The sequence below is a fragment of the Parafrankia elaeagni genome (assembly GCF_000374165.1).
Classification (GTDB): domain Bacteria; phylum Actinomycetota; class Actinomycetes; order Frankiales; family Frankiaceae; genus Parafrankia; species Parafrankia elaeagni.
The window spans coordinates 16589-33784 of the sequence record NZ_KB893683.1; the positions used below are offsets into that span (position 1 = coordinate 16589).

Genomic DNA, 17196 nt, shown 5'->3' on the forward strand with positions numbered 1-17196 from the left:
CACGCACCGCCGGCAGCCCGACCAGATCCCAGGAGTGATGTCACTCTGCGTGACAGATCTTCGAGGGTGTCGACGGGAAAAGTGCCATCCTTTGCCCTGATTACGCGGAGCCATCCATCTGTTCCGGCAGCGCCTTCCCAGCGCCTGACGACAGGCCGTGAGATCCCCATCGAAACGCCGGCCGGGTGCAGCGGGATCGGGCCGCGAGAGCGGTAATCTGCCGGCGGTCAGAAACCCGAACGTCGCGCCATGACAGAGAAACCGACAACGCGCGGTCCGCGCCGACCGGTGGTCTTCCCCCACACCGCCTCCCACGTCGCCGACCGCCGCCGACGCCTGCCTCGGGGGTCATTCACGTGCCCGGTCAGTCATTGTCCCGCCCCGCCGAATGCCCACCGGGCACGGCTGTTCCACCACCGCAGTGGAAAGCGGCCGCGTTCTGCGCACGCCGACCGACTCTCACCCGGGGACAACGATGAAGGCTCACCATGGCCCCGAGCCGTCCGACGTGTTCGCGACCGCATGGGATGTTTTCCGACGAGTTGTCGAGAACTGCCCGGTCGGGATATTCACCGCAGACGTCTCAGGCCGGCATGTCTTTGTGAACCGGCACTGGACCGTGCTGACCGGAGTGCCCCGCGACAAGGCCGTGGGGCGCGGCTGGGAACGGGCGGTGCACCCCGAGGACGTCCGTGCCGTCAGCAGGCGGTGGCGCCAGCTCGTGACCGAGGGTGACGAGCTGACGATCCAGATTCGCCTGCTCCAGCCCGACGGCAGCGCCCGGCCAGCAATTCTTCGGGCGGCGGCGGTCGTCGGCGAGAACGGACACCGGCGGTTCGCCGGCACGCTCAGCGCCCTCTCCGACCCCGGCCCTGCCGGCCGGCCGAGCATGGGAGCGCACGACGGCACCAGCGCGTCCGGGGCGGCCCGCGTCCCCCACCAGGACGCCGGGCTCGACGCCGCGGGTACCGACGTGACCGGCGCTCACATCGCTGGTTCGGACGCGACCGGTTCGGATGCTGCTGCAGGTTCCCTCGCTGCCAACGCCACCGGCGAGGTGGACGACACCGCCGGCGGCATGGCCGGCCCGGAAGCCGAGAGCGGCACCGCTCCCGTCGGCGACGGGCGCGACACCACCTGCCCGAACACCATCGAGCTGCTGCGCGAGGAACTCGACCGGTTCGACATGGTCACCGATGACCTGTGGTTCCCCCCGAGTAATGATGTAGATCATCCCGGCCAGAGCTGGACGGTACCGTCCCCGCGCCGGCCCTCGTCCGCCGAGGTGGACCCACCGACCGTGGATCCTGGTGATCAGCACCGGCCGGATGCCTCGGGACACCCGTTCACCGACATGCCCTTCACCGACATGCCGTTCCGGGACATGCCGTTCCGGGAGGCTCCGTTCGCCGGGCCACCCCGGGGCCAGGCTCGAGCGTGGCTTCCCGGACGAACGCCACACGGGCCCGGCGCGGCGGACGGCCGGGACGCCGGCCGACACCTGGACGCCGGCGAGGACAGCCGCCTTCCTCCGGGCCCCCGGCCCGGCGCGGTCTCTCCCCGCGGTGGCGTACTTCCACCTGGGGCGGAGTGGCGTGCAGCCGTCTCAGCGCACAGCACTGTCAGCGGCCTGCATCCCTTCATCCCGCCGAACTCGTCGAACTCGTCGACCGGGCGGAACTCGGCGTCGGGCTCACGGTCGACAGATCCGTTCGCGTCCCAGCCTGGTCGCGGGTCGACGGACGCGCGGCACGGGCACGGGCACGGTGCCGACGGCAGTGGATGCGGATGCGCGTTCACCGAGATCCGGCGGCTCGCCGATGCGTGCCACGAGAGGGAGCGCTGGTTGACCACGCTGCTCGCCGAACTGCCCTCGGCCGTGCTCGTCGCGGACGTGGACGCCCGCGTCGTCGCTGTGAACCAGGCGTACTGCGACCTGTTCGACCTGTCCGAGACACCGGTCGACCTCATCGGCACGGACTGCCGGGCGCACATTCGGCCGATGCCCGGGCTGGTGGAGGATCCAGCCGGCTTCGCTCACCGACTCGACATCCTCCTGCGCCGCCGCCGGACGCTGCGGCGTGAGACGGTGATGTTCGCCGACGGCCGGGTGTTCGAGCGCAGCCACATTCCGCTCGCGGGCCCGGAGGGCTACCACGGCCACGTGTGGCTGTACGTCGACGTGACCGACCGGCGCATTGTCGAGGCTGAGATCGAGGGCCTCATCTCGGGCCTCTAGGCCCTGACCGGCACCGGACCCCCGCCTCGTCGCACCCGCCCGCCCGGCGCGCGGCGTCCTGCCGGCGCCGGGCGGGCGGGTGCGACGAGGCCGGCGAGGCCTGGAACCGTCAGGCCTCGCCGGTCGGTCGGCCGGCCGGCCGGGTTCACGCCTCCCGTGGAACATCCGGGCCCGGGCAGTGGGGGATCAGGCCCGTGGATCAGGCGAGGCCGCTGTGGTGGCGGGCCTGCAGGTCACGGGCCTGCCCCACCCAGTCATCGGAGATGATCCGGCCGCCGAAGCCGTCGAGCTTCTTCGCGAGCCGGTCGACATCCGTGTCGCCCATGGCGGCCAGCTGACGGAAACTGGTGATCCCCAGCACGCGTAGCCGCGCCTCGACCACGGGCCCGACGCCGACAATCTCCCTCAGGTTGTCGGAGGAGGGCAGGGGCTCAGCCGGGCCGCCCCACGACATCGGCGTACCCCGAGCGGCATGCCCGAGACTGCCACCACCCGCGCCGACCACAGCGGCGGGTGCGGTGCTCACGTGGTGCTGTTCGGCCATGGCCGCCGACACCGCCGCGCCGACCAGCGCGGCACCGACCAATTCAAGATCATCATCGCGGTGAACGGCGTACAGCAACGGACCGGCATCAAAGGCTCCGCCGCTGGCACGCGCGGCCTGGGAGGGCACCGTGACCCCATCGCACTCCGGTCGCCTCACCGCATCAGTCTCCTCGCCGGGCTCCCACGCCTCGCCCGACTCAACCGCCTCGCCCGACTCAACCGCCTCGCCCGACTCAACCGCCTCGCCGGATCCAAGCGCCTCGCCGGCGCCGGAAGCAGTGAGGTCACCTGCACCCGAAGTACGCTCGTCTGGCGGCAGGACACGTTCGTCTGCCGGCGGGTGCTCATCTGTCGGTCGGACGATCTCGTCGGCCGGTGGGAACAGAACAGCCTCCTCCTCGACGACGTCGTCGATATCGTCGCTCAGGGGCAGCTCCGCCTGCTGGCCACCGACATCGGGATCGTTCGCGGGTAGCTTCGCGCGGGCCTCCTCGGCCTCGGCGATGCGGGCCAGCAGCCTGATCCTTTCGGCTGCCCATTCGGCCTGATGGCGGTCCAGCCGGGTGCTCATGGTCGCGACCTGCCGCTGGGCGCCCTCCGCCTCGGTGCGGACCATGGCAAGCCGCGAGGAGAACTTGGCGGCGCGGGTCTCCGCCTCCTCCAGATGCACGCGCAGCCGCGCCGTCTCTCGGGCCAGATCCACGACGGTCTCCACGTCCTCGACCGGGCCGGTGACAAGCGGCGGCACGGCAGAGACAGCCGCGGGCACGCCAGCCGGGCCCGCCGTCTGCTCGACGACGGTCGGGACGCCTGCCGCGGGGATCTCGGCCGGCGCCGCATGCAGGGCCGATTCGATCTCGTCGATACGCGCCTGGGCGACCACTACCTGCTGCTCTGCGCTCACCACCCGGTGCACCGACTCGGCGGCCTGCCGCTCCGCCGCGGCGAGTCGCCCAGCCAGCTCGGCCTTCTCCGCGGCCCATCGCTGTTCCTGATCCCGCAGACGGGTCAGCAGCTCGGCGAGATCCGCCGGCGAGACCCTCGACGCCGCCGGACGCCATGCGTCGTCACCAGCCAGCACATCTGCCGCGCCGCGCGCGTCGACTCCCACGGACACGACCGGCCTGGGCGTTCTCGTACCGGCGGACCGGGCGACGTCGTCCCGGGTCGCAGCTCCGCGGCCGTCCGCCTCGAACGCAACGACGGACCCACTGGAGGACACACTCCACCCCTGGCCGGCACTGGTCTCCTCGCCGGCATCACCACGGTTGGGGGTCTCCGCCGCGTCGAGCTCGGCAGCACGTGCCTGCCGCCGCAGGGGCGCGGCGAGGAACAGCCATGCCAGGCCCGCGCCGATCAACATCGCCACCAGGACGAAGACCAGAATCTGCCCGGCGAGATAGAGCACCGTTCACCAGCCTCCTACATCACGCCACAGATAGACCGAGGCCAAGGGACACACGATGGAACACCGACGCCGACCCCGCGAAACCGTGGAACACGCCGCAGACCGACCACGGCCGGAGCTGTACGCATGCCCACACAAGAACAACCATGGGGGGAGCAACCAGTTCAGCAACAACACTATTCGGTGCGTTGGCCGACACCCGCCGCGGGGCACCAAAAGCAACGCGGGGACGACATGACCGCCACGGCGCCCGAGGCCGGATCTCGCACAACGGACGCAGCAGGACTACGCCCGCCAACCCCGAAGCCCCCGAAAGACAACCAGTCGACAATCGACGACAGCTCGTTGTTGTTCCGGCTGGTTGTCGTCACACCTCGGGCAGGCGGGTTCGCCCGGCCCGAGGCCTGGTGAGCCGCCGCGGATCAACGCAGGCCACGCCGACCGCGCTCTGGAATCAGAGAAGGTCGGGAAGCTCCTGGGTGGCGAACCAGAGGAGTTCGAAGCCCTCCGCGCCGTCCACGACGAAGGCGGCGTCCTCACTGCCGAGATCGGACTCCAGCACGGCCTCGACCGCGGCGCGCACCGCGTCCTGTGCCTCGGTGTCAGCCGGGTCGTCCGTGTGGACCGCGCGCACCAGGCCCAGCGGGACGGGCTCGAGGATCTCGACCGCGCCCCGCTCCAGGTCATCGCGAACGCGAACAATCCGCTCGTCCACGTCCGCGGCGAAGACGAACCGCCGGGGCGGGGCCTGCGGGTCGGCATCGAGCAGCCGCAGGCAGGCCCGGGCCGCGCCCTGCAGCGCCACGAACTCCATCTCCTCGGTGTCCGACTGGCTGTACCACTCCCGCAACGCCGGGGTGACCGCGAAAGCCGTGCCGGCCGGCACGGCCCGGTCCCGCAGGACGGCCCGGGCCGCGGTCAGCGTCGAGGGAAGGTAGACACGCATGCGGCACAGTGTCGCAACCCGCGCTCAGCCGACCAGCCCCAGGTCCGCGTTCTCCTCTCGGGATCCGTCACCGGCCGCTCCACGGGACGTTCCCCGGGTTGTGCGCGGGGTTGTTCCCCCTCCCGCCCGCGGGCCGGTCGTGCCGCCGCGCGTGGGCGCCGTGTCGTCCTGCACAGCGTCCTGCGTCGGAGCCGCGGCCCGCCTGGTCGGGCCGGTGCCGGCCCTCGTCGACGCAGTGGCCGACCCAGTGCCCGCCTGGGTGGGCGCGGTCACCGCCCGACTCGTCGCAGTGGCTGTCCGGGTGGGCGCGGTCGTCCCCCGTGTTCCTGTGGTGTTCCGTGAACCGGTGGTGTTCCGTGAACCGGTGGTGCTCCGCGGGCCGGTGGTGCTCCGCGCGGGGCGCGCGACCGGGCTCGCGGTCGGAGCCGGCAGCGCCCGCAGCGCGGCCGTCGAGGTCCGCAGCGACGTCTCGAACACCTCGGCCCGCCTGGTCAGGTCCATCATGTTGCCGCCGATGACCTGGAGGTCCTCCGGCCCTGGGCACAGGACCGTGACCTTGATTCCGGCAGCCTGGACGAGCTCGATCTCGCGGGCCAGCCGCCGGGTCGCGGCCCGGCGCATCTGCCGCTCGACGAGGGCGACGGCGCCGCGTGGACGGTCGCTCTCGAAGGAGCAGGCCGGCGCCAGGACCGTCACCTCGTCCAGATTCGAGCCGGCGAGGAGGTCCAGCGACGCGGGCGATCGCGTCCCACCATCGACGAACCGCCGGCCGCTGATCCTGATCGGTGCGTACCAGCCGGGAATCGCGCACGAGGCCATCACCGCGTGGGACAGGGGCGACGGCGGGGCGCCCTCGGACCCGAACAGCACCCGGCCGCCGGTGTCGAAGTCCATGGCGACGATGTGCAGCCGCGGGTGGAGGGGCCAGCCGTTCGACCCGAGTGGTTCCTGCTGGCGTCCGCGCCGGGCGCCGGGCGGGACTGCCGTCGAATGCTTGGCCGCCAGCGGGTTCAGCGGATGTTCGAGCCGCTCGGTAGCGGCGGTCACCAGGTCGCCGATGGCGGCGATCTGCCCACGGCCCTGCGGCAGCAGCGCGGCGAGCGCGACCATCGGTGTCGTCTGGCGCGGATGCAGAGCGCTCGCGGTGAGCAGGCGCGGTGATCCCATCCGCATCCGCGGCCTCGGCGGCAGTGAGGCCCCCAGGTCCCGGTAGTCCAACACGGGATAACCCGGTTCGAAGACCCCCCGTTCGGAGTTCACCATCACGTCCGCGCCGATCCCGAGACCGAGCAGCGCCGCGATCACGGAACCGGCGGACGTCCCCACCACCACATCGTGGTCACGGACGTCCACGCCCTGTTCCGCCTCGATCGCCCGCAGCGCTCCGATCATCCAGGCGGAGCCGAGCACACCGCCCGCACCGAGCACGAGTCCCCTACGCGAAGCCCGCTTCCTCGGCATTGCGTCACCTCCCGGCGCGGTGTGTTTCGGCCACACACACGGGTCCGGGTGTGCGCTGACACCGATGTCGCCGCTCCCTCAACGGGCCGTCCGCGCCTCTTCTGTCACAACCCGGCCGACCCGGCGGTTGTGCCGGGTCGGCCGCCCCGTTCCGCCGCGGCGCTTCCGGATGGCGGCGCATCCGGCGCCAGTTTCCGCGGCGGCCACGGTGCGGCTTCGTCTACTCCGGCGGCTCGTGCTCCTCGGGGAAGCTGGTCTCCAGCACTCCCCAGGTACGGAGTCGCTCGGCGAACTCCTGCGGCGTCGTGTCGTGCAGCAACGCCAGCGCGCGGACGTCGCCATCACGGATCGACAGCACGTGCCCCGCGTAGTCGTCCCGCTGCCGCTGAATCTGCGCGACCCATCTCCGCACCAGGGCGGACGAGTCCGGCGGAGCCTCGGCAAGCTTCTCGAGGTTAAGAACCGTTCGTGGTCTGCGTTCCCGCGGTGGCAGCTGATCCTCGTTTGGCAGCAGCGCCGAGACGGGAACGCCGTAGAATCCGGCGAGCTCGGACAACTGATGGACGCTGATCATTCGGTCGCCACGTTCATAGGAACCGACCGCGGCGGTCTTCCACCGACCACGCGACTTCTGTTCAACGCCCTGCAGCGACAACCCCTGCTGGATCCGGATTGCCCGCAGGCGGGCACCCACGGCCTTCGCGTACTCCCGGCTCACCCGACACACCCCCAGCCGTCTCGAACGAGCGATCAACGTGTTCTGTCACCCCGCTGACCTGCGTGATGACGGACCACGCACACACTAACGTAACGTCCCCGAAAGCAACGATTCAGTACCCGACAGACGAATGATGCGGATGGCGGCGAGTCGACCACTTAACCGACCACGATTTGCACGAACCGCAGCACGCTCCTCACCACGGGACGCGATCTTGAACCCCCTTATCACCCAAAGCCAGGATGTCGCCACTGCTCGCGGGTAACCGCTTGACGATTCGATGCCCTCGAATCGCTCCCTGTAACCAGGGCCGCCGCCAGCCACCGCCCCCACCGGACAGACAATGCGGAAGACCGCCCGTCAGCCGGCCGTGCGAAATAGACCGTACTGAGCCGAATGTCACGCCGCTTAATTAGTATTGTCAGGTATGCGCAGCCCGGAGCGAGTCGTCCTCAAGCGGACCGACACGGCCGCGGGCAGGCGTGCCACCGGGCCCTCTCGGCACGTCCGTCACAGGACCGTCGCAACGTCACGACGGACCCGCGGCGACTTCCGGCGCGCCGTTCACGGTCTCGCGGCGGACCCGTCAGACGTCAGACGTCAGCGGGAGGCGCGACGCAGGGACGAGCGCCGGCGCCGCGCCCCGCCGGAGACCCCGACAAAACGGTCAGCAAGATCACGTATCGCCAGCCGGGCCGGTGAGGTCGGGGCGATGTCACGTAGCAGCTGACCTGAGGCAGCGGCGGCGTCCAGGCCGGTGAGGTCGTGCGGGACCAGCGCGACCGGTTCACGACCGGTGTGGCGGGCCATCGCCCGCGACACCTCCCGCCGCGGATCCCCTCCGACCACCGAGCCGCGCAGCCGGTTGACCACGATCAACGGGTCGGCGAGGGGCACCGCCTCACGCAGCTCCGCCAGACCCCGGACGAACCGCACCAGGCCGACCGGCTCCGCGGACGCCACTGCGAGCACGGAGTCGGCAGCCCCCAGGACGGCCAGCGTCGCGCCGTTGCGCCGCGGCGCGGCCGTGTCGAACGACAGCTCCTCGTCCGTCTCCAGGCAGAAGCCGCAGTCGACGACCACGAAGGACGCCAGCCGGCGCGACAGCGCGAGGACTGTCTCCACCGATGCGGGACGCAGCTCCGGCCAGCGCGAGGGCCGGGAGATTCCGGGCAGTACCCGCAGCCCACCACCGAGATCGCGGCACAGCAGGGCGAGCCGGGGAACGTCCAGCAGGCCCTGATTGGCCGAGCGGGCCGCGGCGGCGAGGCCCGGTGCCTCCTCCAGCAGCCCGACATGCTGGCCGATGGAGCCGCCGTAGGAGTCCGCGTCGATGAGAAGGGTCGACTGGCCGAGTCCGGCGAGTTCGGCTGCGAGGCCGAGGGCGATCGTGGTGCGCCCGGGCGAGCCGACCGGCCCCCACACTGCGATGAGCCGCCCCTCCACGAGTTCGGCGGGCTCGTCCGCACCGCTCGCCGTGCCCCCCACCGGAGCGAGGGCAGCAGCGCCCCGGAACCCGGTGAGCGGCTCGCTGAAGGCCGGGGGAAGCGCGGGCGGGGCGGCCATGTCCGCCAGCGCACGAGTCGCCTCGACGACGGCTGCGGCGACGACTTCGGCGGTGGCGTCCGCGGGGATCACCGCGGCCACCCCGAGCTGACGCAGCCGGCGGTCGGCGTCCTCGTCACCAGGCGCGATCAGGCCGACGACGGCCACACCGGAAGCCGCCAGCCGGATCAGCGCGTCCCGGTCCAGCCGCCGTAGGTCCGCGGAGAGCAGCGCTGCCCGCGCCGCCCCGGTCGTCGCGGCGGCCAGCAGGTCCGGCAGGTCCACACAGCGGCGGACGACGGTGACACCGAGATCACGCCGGTCGAAGGCCGAGACCAGCCCGGCCTCGATGACCGAGTCCGTGACCGCGGTCAGGATCGGCAGGCTCACCGACCGTACCCCGGCGCCGCGGACGGGCCGGACGACCCGACCTCGCCGCGGGCGTCCCGCTCCAGCTTCACTACGTCGACCCGCTCGCTCTGGGACGCGGCGACAGCGCGGATGGCATCGTCCACCGGCACCCGCAGCGACAGCGACCGGTCACCACCGCTCAGCCTGTCCTCGGCGACGAACTCGACGTCATGCAGCACCTGGATCTCCACGCCGGCGCCACCCGTGACCGGCTCCCCCGCCGCGGGACCGTCGGTGCCCGCGGCGCCCTCCGTGCCCGTGCCGCCGCCGTCGGCGGGTGGCACGCCATCCGGCTGGTAGACGAAGACGTCGACATGATCACCCGGAACGAGCGCGGGCACCCGGCCGGACTTGACGATCACCGGCACCAGCCTTGTCGCCGGTGCTCCCGAGCCGGCGAAGTCGGCACCGCTGACCAGCTCGCCCGCGTTGACCGGGCGGGCCAGGGTGGCACCGACCAGGTCGCCCCGGCGGTCGCCGGGGTAGTAACGGTCGGAGGTGGCGCCGTCGAGGTGGGCGCTGACCGTGCGCAGGTCCTTCTCGACGATCAGGTGCCCGGCCGGGAGGTCGGCCGCGGCGACCACCCACTGGCGGGTCTGGTCCGCCGCCGTGAACAGGCGGGCGCCGGCGACAACGGACACGAGCACCAGCAGAACGCCGACGAGCAGCCGGGAGTCGCGCCACCGGCGGCGGCCGAGCCGGCGCGCCGGCGGCGACGGCGGCACCGGTGGAGTCGGCTCCGGCCGCGCCGGTGCGATGGTCAGCTCGGTCACCAGGCCCTCCTCACTCGCCGACGCCTCGGCACTCCTCGAACCTTACGGTCGCAGAGCGTACGTGGTCGACAACCGCCAACCGGTCCTGTCGGCCATAACGGCCCAACCGGTCACTATGGCCGCCCGGCCTGCTTCCCGTACATAAGACGCCTGACGGTGCTCTCACGATGCGTCGTAGTCGTCGCGGGGCATAAGCCTGCTGGACAACCGGTGGCCGACGGAGCCCCTGACCTGGGACGACGACCCGCGCGGCGGGCGGCGGGAAGCCCGGCGCCGCCGGCTCGGACTCGCCCGTCGTTGCTTCTTCGGGTCGACGGCAGCTGCCAGGAGACAGCTCATCAAGCGGTATCGCGTGCAGTTATCCACAAGCCGAGGCATTCGAACGCGATGTCACGCGGAAACTCTGATACACAGGGAAGACGCGCCGACCGTCACCGGAGAGGGGGCGTTGATGAACGACCGCTTCCTTCAGCTCAGCGATGTCGCGGAGATCCTCAACATCTCGGCCAGCCAGACCTACGCGCTCGTCCGCTCTGGTGAGCTCCCGGCGATCAAGATCGGCGGGCGCGGGCAGTGGCGGGTCGAGCGGACCGAGCTCGAGGCCTACATCCAGCGCGCCTACGAGCAGACCCGGGCCTTCGTCGCGGCGAACCCGATGAGCCGCAACGAGGCCATGCCCGACGACTGACCCGGGTCTGCCTCGCCCGGTCTCAGCTTCTCCGGATGTAGGCGAGCCCGTCGAAGGGCACCGTCCAGCCGGAGCGAACGTCATTGCGGCGCGCGAACTCCCCCAGCGGGTGTTCGGCGAGCTCAAGGAAATCCGCGCCGACGCGCAGCAGCGTCCCGGTGAGCACCGCGCCATCGAGCAACGCGACCGCACAGACGCTCCGGTCACGGACCAGCCCACGCACTACATGCCGCAGATCGAGGCGAGCGGCCAGACGCCCCTCGTGGCCGGGCTGCGCCGAGATGGTCGTCAACCCGCGAACCGCGAGCAACGAGGCGCGAGGTACCAGCACCTCGTTCGAGCCGGCCTCACTGACCAGCAGCCAGTCCACTCCGAGTGCCGAGAGCCGGCCGGTGATGGCGAGCGGGCCCGGGCCCGGGCCCCCACGCAACAGGCAGCGGACCTCCGCGCCCACCGCGGGCCGCATCCGGTCGAGCATCCGGAGGTAGGCGGCCTCCCGCCGGCTGCGGTCGGCGATCTCCGCCTCAAGCTCGGCCGCCTCGGCCGCCTCCCACTGCAGCTCAAGATCCGAGAAGAGATCCTCCCACCGCATTTCGGCGCGTTCCTCCGTTTTTCCAGGTCAGCCACCACCAGGCTGGACAAGCGAAGCAGAGCGGATTGACATCCATCTTCTGGCGGGTTACACAAGCAAACGTAACCAAACGGCATCGTCCGTGCATGAGCTCCCTGACCCCGAGCTAACACGGTCGCCGAACCAGCCAACGACGACACCTCGGCCTACTCACGACCAAAGCAGCGAAGGTCGTCCGAGACAGGCACCCACCGAACCCAGAGCGGACGGACGGGTACGGAGCATGATCTCAGGGGCAACACGGGACACCGCCGCGCGGGTGGGCGGCGGTGTCGCCGCACTCGGCATCGCCGCCGTACTGGTCCTGTTCGGGCCGAGACTGGCCGACCTCCCCTCGGAGCTCGGGGAGATCGGGCCGTGGTTCCGTGACGCCCCCGAGCTGGCCCTCGCCAACTGCCTCGGGCTGATCGCCTGGGTCTGCCTGCTGTGGCTGTGCGCCGGAGTGATCCTCGGGTCGCTCGCCGCGCTGCCGGGCGCGGCCGGTCGGCTCTTCGCGGCCCTGGCCAGCCGCGTGCTTCCCAGGGCCGTCCGGCGCATCGTCGAGGTCGGTCTCGGCGTCACACTCGTCGCAGCCAGTGTCAGCCCGCTCCTCACCGCGAGCCCGGCAGCCGCGGCCTCGGGCACGACCCAGTCGACCACCGCCGGCACGGCCCCGATGTCCGCCGCGCCCGGCGCATCCTGGGCCGATCCGCCAGCCACCGGCGCGAGCTCGCCGCGGGCGTCCGAGCAGGGCTGGCCCTTCCTCGGCCACGGCGACACCAGCGGACGCCCGGGCACGCCGACCGCCTCGCCGCCGAGCACGGCCTCGCCGCCCGCGGGCGGCGGCACGGGCCGGCCGGCACCAACCAGTGCGGAGGAACTGAGCGCCGTGCTCGGCGACGTCCTCCCGGACGATGTCCTGATCGTGCCCCTGACCCCGGTCAGCGCGGCCGACGCTCTCTCGGGCGCGACGCAGCCGCCCTCCGCCACGGCCGCCCCTGACCCCGGCGGCCGACCCGCGCCCGTACGCGCGTCGGAACAGGGCTGGCCGTTCCTCGGCCACCCCGACCAGACCCCGTCGCCATCCCCAGGTGCCGGCACCGGCAACGAGCCTGGTGCCGCGGGCCAGGCCGGTACGGGCGGTCAGGCCGGTACGGGCGGTCAGGCCGGTACGGGCGGTCAGGCCGGTACGGGCGGTCAGGCCGAAGCGGGTGGGCGCGCCGACGGCCCGGACCGCGCAGGCGCCACCGGCCAGGCAGGCGCCGGCGATCCGATGGTGCCGGCGGCCCCACTGGGGACGGGCACTCCGGGGACGGTGCCCGGCACGCCCGCCCCGGCTCCGGCCCCGCGGTCCAGCCCGGGAGGGCCGTCCGAGGAGGTGGTCGTACTACGTGGAGACAGCCTCTGGTCCATCGTGGCCCGCCATCTGGGACCGGGCGCGACATCCGACCAGATCGCCGCCGAGTGGCCACGGTGGTGGTCCGCGAACTCGGACGTGATCGGACCTGATCCGGATGTCATCCTGCCCGGTCAGCGCCTCGTCCCGCCGCCGGCCCGCTGAGCTGGCCGGTGATCGGAACCAGGCGCCGCGTCGCCTCCGCCACCGGGTCTGCCTCCGCCACCGGGTCTGCCTGCCCACCAGGCCTCGCCCTCGACCGGGCCCACATCCCGAACGCACTCGGAACACAGCACCTCCGACCGCGCCGACCGCGCCGACCACCCGCGAAAGGCCCGCCGTGACCGCGACGACCGCCCTGACCCTGCCCCGTCGCCGATCCCCGCACGTGACCGCCGCTCCCGGGCTGCTGCCCGTGCGGCCGACCGATCCGCCCTACGACGATGAGCTCGCCCCGGACGGCAGGGCCGACCCTGCCGTCCGTCCTCGCCCGCCCGGGCGTTCCCTGCCCGGCCGTCCGGGACGCACCACGACACCGACTGCGCCTCGTGAGGTGACCAGCGGCGCCCGCCGGCTCGCCGAGCGGGGGGCAGTACTGGCCCGACCACCCGAGCAGCCATCGATCCGGCTGCCCCGACACCGCGAAGCGGGCACATCACGCCGCCCGCGGTCCGGGCCGGACCGCCTCGGATCATCCGCGGCGCAGGCAGGCCGCCAGAAGGCCGGGGGTGCGGCCGAAGCCGGCCCGCCGGCGCAGCCGTGGAAACCGCCGGATCCGCGGCGGACGGCCGCGGTCGTCGTGCGGCTGATCGTCGAGGTGCTCTCCGGTGCCCGACCGATGGCGCACCTCGCACCCTGGACCACGGCAGCGCTACAGCATGATCTTCAGCGGACCGCGTCGGTGCTGACGAACCGCCAGCCCGGCCAGGTGCGCAGCGTCCGGGTCAGCGAGCCGCTGCCGGGAATCGCGGAGGTCAGCGCGGTTGTCAGCCGCGGGCCCCGGATGCGGGCGATGGCGTTGCGGATGGAACTCGCTGCCGACCGCTGGCAGGTAACCACCCTGCAACTCGGCTGACCGGTTCCCACGGCCGCGCGCCTGCTCGGGCCCCGCCAGGCTCGGGCCCCGCCAGGCTGGCCGGGACGGGGCCCGCTCCGGGTCAGGCTCCGATGCCGCCGTCGTTGCGACGCGCAGGGTCGCCGTGGCAACGCTTGAACTTCCGGCCCGATCCGCAGGGGCAGGGAGCGTTCCGCGCCGTCCGCCCGGCGCCGGCCTCGCCGCCACGGGCACCGACTCCGGCGCTCGCCGGGCCACGCCCGCCGCCCGCTCCGCCCGGCCGCACAGTTCCGTTGTCAACCGTGGTGGTGACAGGCCCGGCCGCCCCGTCGACAGAGGGAGCCGTGTACTGAAGCCCCCCGGTGGGACGGCGCGGCTCGAGACCCTTGACGAGGACCGGCGGCGGCGCCTGGGTGGCCGGTGCTCCGGCCGGTGCCGCCGGCGGTGCAGTTCTGGCGCTGCCCGGGGGCGCCGCCGGCAGCTCCGGGGCCGCCGGCTGACTGACCGCCGGGACTGCCGGCACCACCGGGGCCTCGGGCGCGGCCGGTGCCGCGACCGCAGCCGCCGTGCCCGCGGCGCCGGTGTCCGTGTCCCGGCCGGCCACCTGGACCTCGACGTTGAAGAGGAGACGGACGGATTCCTCCTTGATCCCCTCCATCATCGTCTGGAACATGTCGAAGCCCTCGCGCTGGTACTCGACCACCGGGTCCCGCTGGCCCATGGCCCGCAGGCCGATGCCCTCCTGCAGGTAGTCCATCTCGTAGAGGTGCTCGCGCCACTTGCGGTCGAGCACCGCGAGGACGACCCGGCGCTCCAGCTCACGCATGACCGCCTCGCCGTCCGGCTTGTCGCCGAGGTCAAGCTCGCGGCGGTCGTAGGCCTCCTGCGCGTCCGCCTGGAGGTCCTCCAGCAGCAGGTCCGAGGTCAGTCCTTCACGATCGTCGGTGGCGGGTGCGTCGACGCCGATCGGGTAGAGCTGGCCGAGGCCGGTCCAGAGCGTGTCGAGATCCCACTCCTCGGGATAGCCCTCGATGGTGGCACCCCGGACATAGCCCTCGATCGTGTCGTCGACGAAGTGGCGCACCTGCTCGTGGAGGTCAGCGCCTTCCAGAACCTTGCGGCGCTCCTCGTAGATCACGGTGCGCTGCTTGTTCATGACCTCGTCGTACTTGAGGACGTTCTTGCGGATCTCGAAGTTCTGACCCTCGACCTGCGTCTGCGCCGAACGGATCGCGCGCGTCACGATCTTCGACTCGATGGGCACGTCGTCCGGGATGTTGAGACGGTCCATGATGCCCTCGACGGCCGCGGCGTTGAACAGCCGCATGAGGTCGTCCCCGAGGGAGAGGTAGAAGCGGGACTCGCCGGCGTCGCCCTGTCGGCCGGCCCGGCCGCGGAGCTGGTTGTCGATCCGGCGGGACTCGTGCCGCTCGGTGCCGAGCACGTACAGACCGCCGGCCGCGACGACCTCCTCGTGCTCGGCCGCGACCGAGGCCCGCGCCTTCTCCAGCGCCGCGGACCACGCGGCCTCGTAGTCCTCCGGGGTGTCCACCGGCGACAGGCCCCGCTGCCGCAGCTCTGCGTCGGCGGTGAACTCGGGGTTGCCGCCCAGCATGATGTCGGTGCCTCGGCCGGCCATGTTCGTGGCGACGGTGACCGCGCCCCGCCGGCCCGCCTCCGCGATGATCAGCGCTTCCCGCTCGTGGTGCTTGGCGTTGAGGACCTCGTGCCGCACACCGCGCTTGGTGAGCTGCTTGGACAGGTACTCCGACTTCTCGACGCTGGTCGTACCGACGAGGACCGGCTGGCCCTTCTCATGGCGCTCTGCGATGTCCTCCACGACCGCGTCGAACTTGGCGATCTCCGTCTTGTAGACGACGTCCGGCTGGTCGGCACGGGCCATCGCCTTGTTGGTCGGGATCGGGACGACGCCGAGCTTGTAGATCTGGCTGAACTCGGCGGCCTCGGTCATCGCCGTACCGGTCATGCCGGAGAGCTTGTCGTAGAGGCGGAAGTAGTTCTGGAGGGTGATCGTCGCCAGGGTCTGGTTCTCCTGCTTGATCTCGACCTTTTCCTTGGCCTCGATCGCCTGGTGCATGCCCTCGCTGTAGCGCCGGCCGTGCAGCACCCGGCCGGTGAACTCGTCGACGATGAGAACCTCACCGTCGGTGACGATGTAGTCCTTGTCCCGCTTGTAGAGCTCCTTGGCCTTCAGCGAGTTGTTGAGGTAGCCGACGAGCGGGGTGTTCACCGACTCGTAGAGGTTCTCGATACCGAGCTGGTCCTCGACCTTCTCCACGCCGGACTCGGTGATCGCGACTGTCCGCTTGCCCTCCTCGACCTCGTAGTCGACCTCCTTCTCCAGGAGGGGGGCGATGCGGGCGAACTCCGTGTACCAACGGGTCGGGTTGTCCGCCGGGCCACTGATGATCAGCGGTGTGCGGGCCTCGTCGATGAGGATCGAGTCGACCTCGTCGACCACGGCGAAGTGGTGCCCGCGCTGGACCAGCTCCTCGGCGCTCCACGACATGTTGTCGCGCAGGTAGTCGAAGCCGAACTCGTTGTTCGTGCCGTAGGTGATGTCGCACTGGTACTGCTGGCGGCGTACGGCCGGCGGCATCTGCGGGTGGATGACACCCACCGTCAGCCCGAGGAAGCGGTGGACACGGCCCATGTTCTCGGCATCGCGCTGAGCCAGGTAGTCGTTCACCGTGATGATGTGGACGCCGTCGCCCGACAGCGCGTTGAGGTAGGCGGGCAGCGTGGAGACCAGGGTCTTGCCCTCACCGGTCTTCATCTCGGCGATGTTGCCCAGGTGCAGCGCCGCACCGCCCATGATCTGGACGTCGAAATGGCGCTGGCCGAGCGTGCGCCGAGCGGCCTCGCGGACCACCGCGAACGCTTCGGGCAGCAGGTCGTCGAGGGACTCGTCCTCGTTCGCGAGGCGCTGGCGAAACTCGTCGGTCATCCCGCGCAGCTCGGCGTCGGTCAACCCGGTGAAGTCGTCCTCGATGAGGTTCACCTGCTCGGCGATCGCCTTGAGCTTGCGCAGAATCCGGCCCTCACCGGCACGCAAGATCTTGTCTAGAACCACGGCGGAACTCCTCCGGCAGGCATGTCGGCGAACTCACCGACACCACGATGCTAGCCCTTCGATCGTCGCCCACGGCCCGAGCTCGAACCACCGGCGACACGGCGGGTCCGGGAGCGGCTGGCCGCACCCGGAGGATGCGGATCCTCCCGATCCCCGTGACTGTCCAACGAGTGTGGGACCCCTCCGGTGCCCGGCGTGCCACGCGTGTGATCCCCACCCGTCACCCGCCGGCGCTGGCATCGTGGGCGGTATGCGTTCCGACATCGGATCTGCCCCGGGCCTGAAAGCCGCACCCGGCCACAGCTCC

12 protein-coding genes are annotated in these 17196 nt (G+C 71.6%); 4 read left to right on the forward strand and 8 right to left on the reverse strand.

The window, feature by feature from the left end:
• The first annotated feature begins 475 nt into the window (after positions 1-475).
• On the forward strand, positions 476-2239 hold the full coding sequence (locus tag B207_RS0104525) for a PAS domain-containing protein (RefSeq protein ID WP_026310667.1): 1764 nt from the start codon (positions 476-478) through the stop codon (positions 2237-2239).
• A 199-nt stretch (positions 2240-2438) separates the two neighbouring features.
• Here B207_RS0104525 and B207_RS32540 read toward each other — a convergent pair whose 3' ends face one another.
• From B207_RS32540 to B207_RS0104555, 6 genes are all read right to left on the reverse strand, one after another.
• Positions 2439-4193 (reverse strand): hypothetical protein, encoded by a 1755-nt coding sequence (locus B207_RS32540; protein WP_018635334.1) that lies wholly within the window; start codon positions 4191-4193, stop codon positions 2439-2441.
• 454 nt (positions 4194-4647) lie between these two features.
• Positions 4648-5139, reverse strand: coding sequence for a DUF6912 family protein (locus B207_RS0104535; protein ID WP_018635335.1), 492 nt, complete (start codon positions 5137-5139; stop codon positions 4648-4650).
• Positions 5140-5163: 24 nt separating this feature from the next.
• Positions 5164-6600, reverse strand: a complete 1437-nt coding sequence (locus B207_RS0104540) for a patatin-like phospholipase family protein (RefSeq protein WP_026310668.1) — start codon at positions 6598-6600, stop codon at positions 5164-5166.
• A gap of 220 nt (positions 6601-6820) precedes the next feature.
• Positions 6821-7318 carry a transcriptional regulator gene (locus tag B207_RS0104545; RefSeq protein ID WP_018635337.1) on the reverse strand — a complete coding sequence of 166 codons (498 nt, stop codon included), beginning with the start codon at positions 7316-7318 and terminating at the stop codon, positions 6821-6823.
• A gap of 600 nt (positions 7319-7918) precedes the next feature.
• Complete coding sequence (locus B207_RS0104550) at positions 7919-9253, reverse strand: AAA family ATPase (protein WP_018635338.1); 1335 nt, start codon at positions 9251-9253, stop codon at positions 7919-7921.
• The gene (locus tag B207_RS0104555; RefSeq protein ID WP_018635339.1) at positions 9250-10047 is read right to left on the reverse strand and encodes an SAF domain-containing protein; all 798 of its coding nucleotides are present in this window, start codon (positions 10045-10047) and stop codon (positions 9250-9252) included. The genes B207_RS0104550 and B207_RS0104555 overlap by 4 nt, the downstream gene beginning before the upstream one ends.
• Before the next feature lie 451 nt (positions 10048-10498).
• On the opposite strand from B207_RS0104555, the gene B207_RS0104560 reads away from it, so the two are divergent.
• Complete coding sequence (locus tag B207_RS0104560) at positions 10499-10735, forward strand: helix-turn-helix domain-containing protein (RefSeq protein ID WP_018635340.1); 237 nt, start codon at positions 10499-10501, stop codon at positions 10733-10735.
• Between the two features lie 22 nt (positions 10736-10757).
• Here B207_RS0104560 and B207_RS0104565 read toward each other — a convergent pair whose 3' ends face one another.
• Complete coding sequence (locus tag B207_RS0104565; RefSeq protein WP_018635341.1) at positions 10758-11327, reverse strand: hypothetical protein; 570 nt, start codon at positions 11325-11327, stop codon at positions 10758-10760.
• Between the two features lie 262 nt (positions 11328-11589).
• Here B207_RS0104565 and B207_RS0104570 point away from each other — a divergent pair, with 262 nt between their 5' ends.
• Positions 11590-12906, forward strand: a complete 1317-nt coding sequence (locus B207_RS0104570) for a LysM peptidoglycan-binding domain-containing protein (RefSeq protein WP_026310669.1) — start codon at positions 11590-11592, stop codon at positions 12904-12906.
• Positions 12907-13081: 175 nt separating this feature from the next.
• Positions 13082-13816, forward strand: a complete 735-nt coding sequence (locus B207_RS0104575) for an Rv3235 family protein (RefSeq protein WP_018635343.1) — start codon at positions 13082-13084, stop codon at positions 13814-13816.
• A gap of 82 nt (positions 13817-13898) precedes the next feature.
• Here the strand turns inward: B207_RS0104575 and secA are convergent, their stop codons facing one another.
• Positions 13899-16889, reverse strand: coding sequence for a preprotein translocase subunit SecA (gene secA / locus B207_RS0104580; RefSeq protein WP_018635344.1), 2991 nt, complete (start codon positions 16887-16889; stop codon positions 13899-13901).
• Positions 16890-17196: the final 307 nt, after the last annotated feature.

What these genes read in the sequence shown, in the direction of transcription:
- B207_RS0104565 (WP_018635341.1), bottom strand. Translation starts at nt 11,327, where the DNA reads ATGCGGTGGGAGGATCTCTTCTCGGATCTTGAGCTGCAGTGGGAGGCG.
- B207_RS0104535 (WP_018635335.1), bottom strand. Translation starts at nt 5,139, where the DNA reads ATGCGTGTCTACCTTCCCTCGACGCTGACCGCGGCCCGGGCCGTCCTG.
- B207_RS0104525 (WP_026310667.1), top strand. Translation starts at nt 476, where the DNA reads ATGAAGGCTCACCATGGCCCCGAGCCGTCCGACGTGTTCGCGACCGCA.
- B207_RS0104540 (WP_026310668.1), bottom strand. Translation starts at nt 6,600, where the DNA reads ATGCCGAGGAAGCGGGCTTCGCGTAGGGGACTCGTGCTCGGTGCGGGC.
- B207_RS0104560 (WP_018635340.1), top strand. Translation starts at nt 10,499, where the DNA reads ATGAACGACCGCTTCCTTCAGCTCAGCGATGTCGCGGAGATCCTCAAC.
- B207_RS0104570 (WP_026310669.1), top strand. Translation starts at nt 11,590, where the DNA reads ATGATCTCAGGGGCAACACGGGACACCGCCGCGCGGGTGGGCGGCGGT.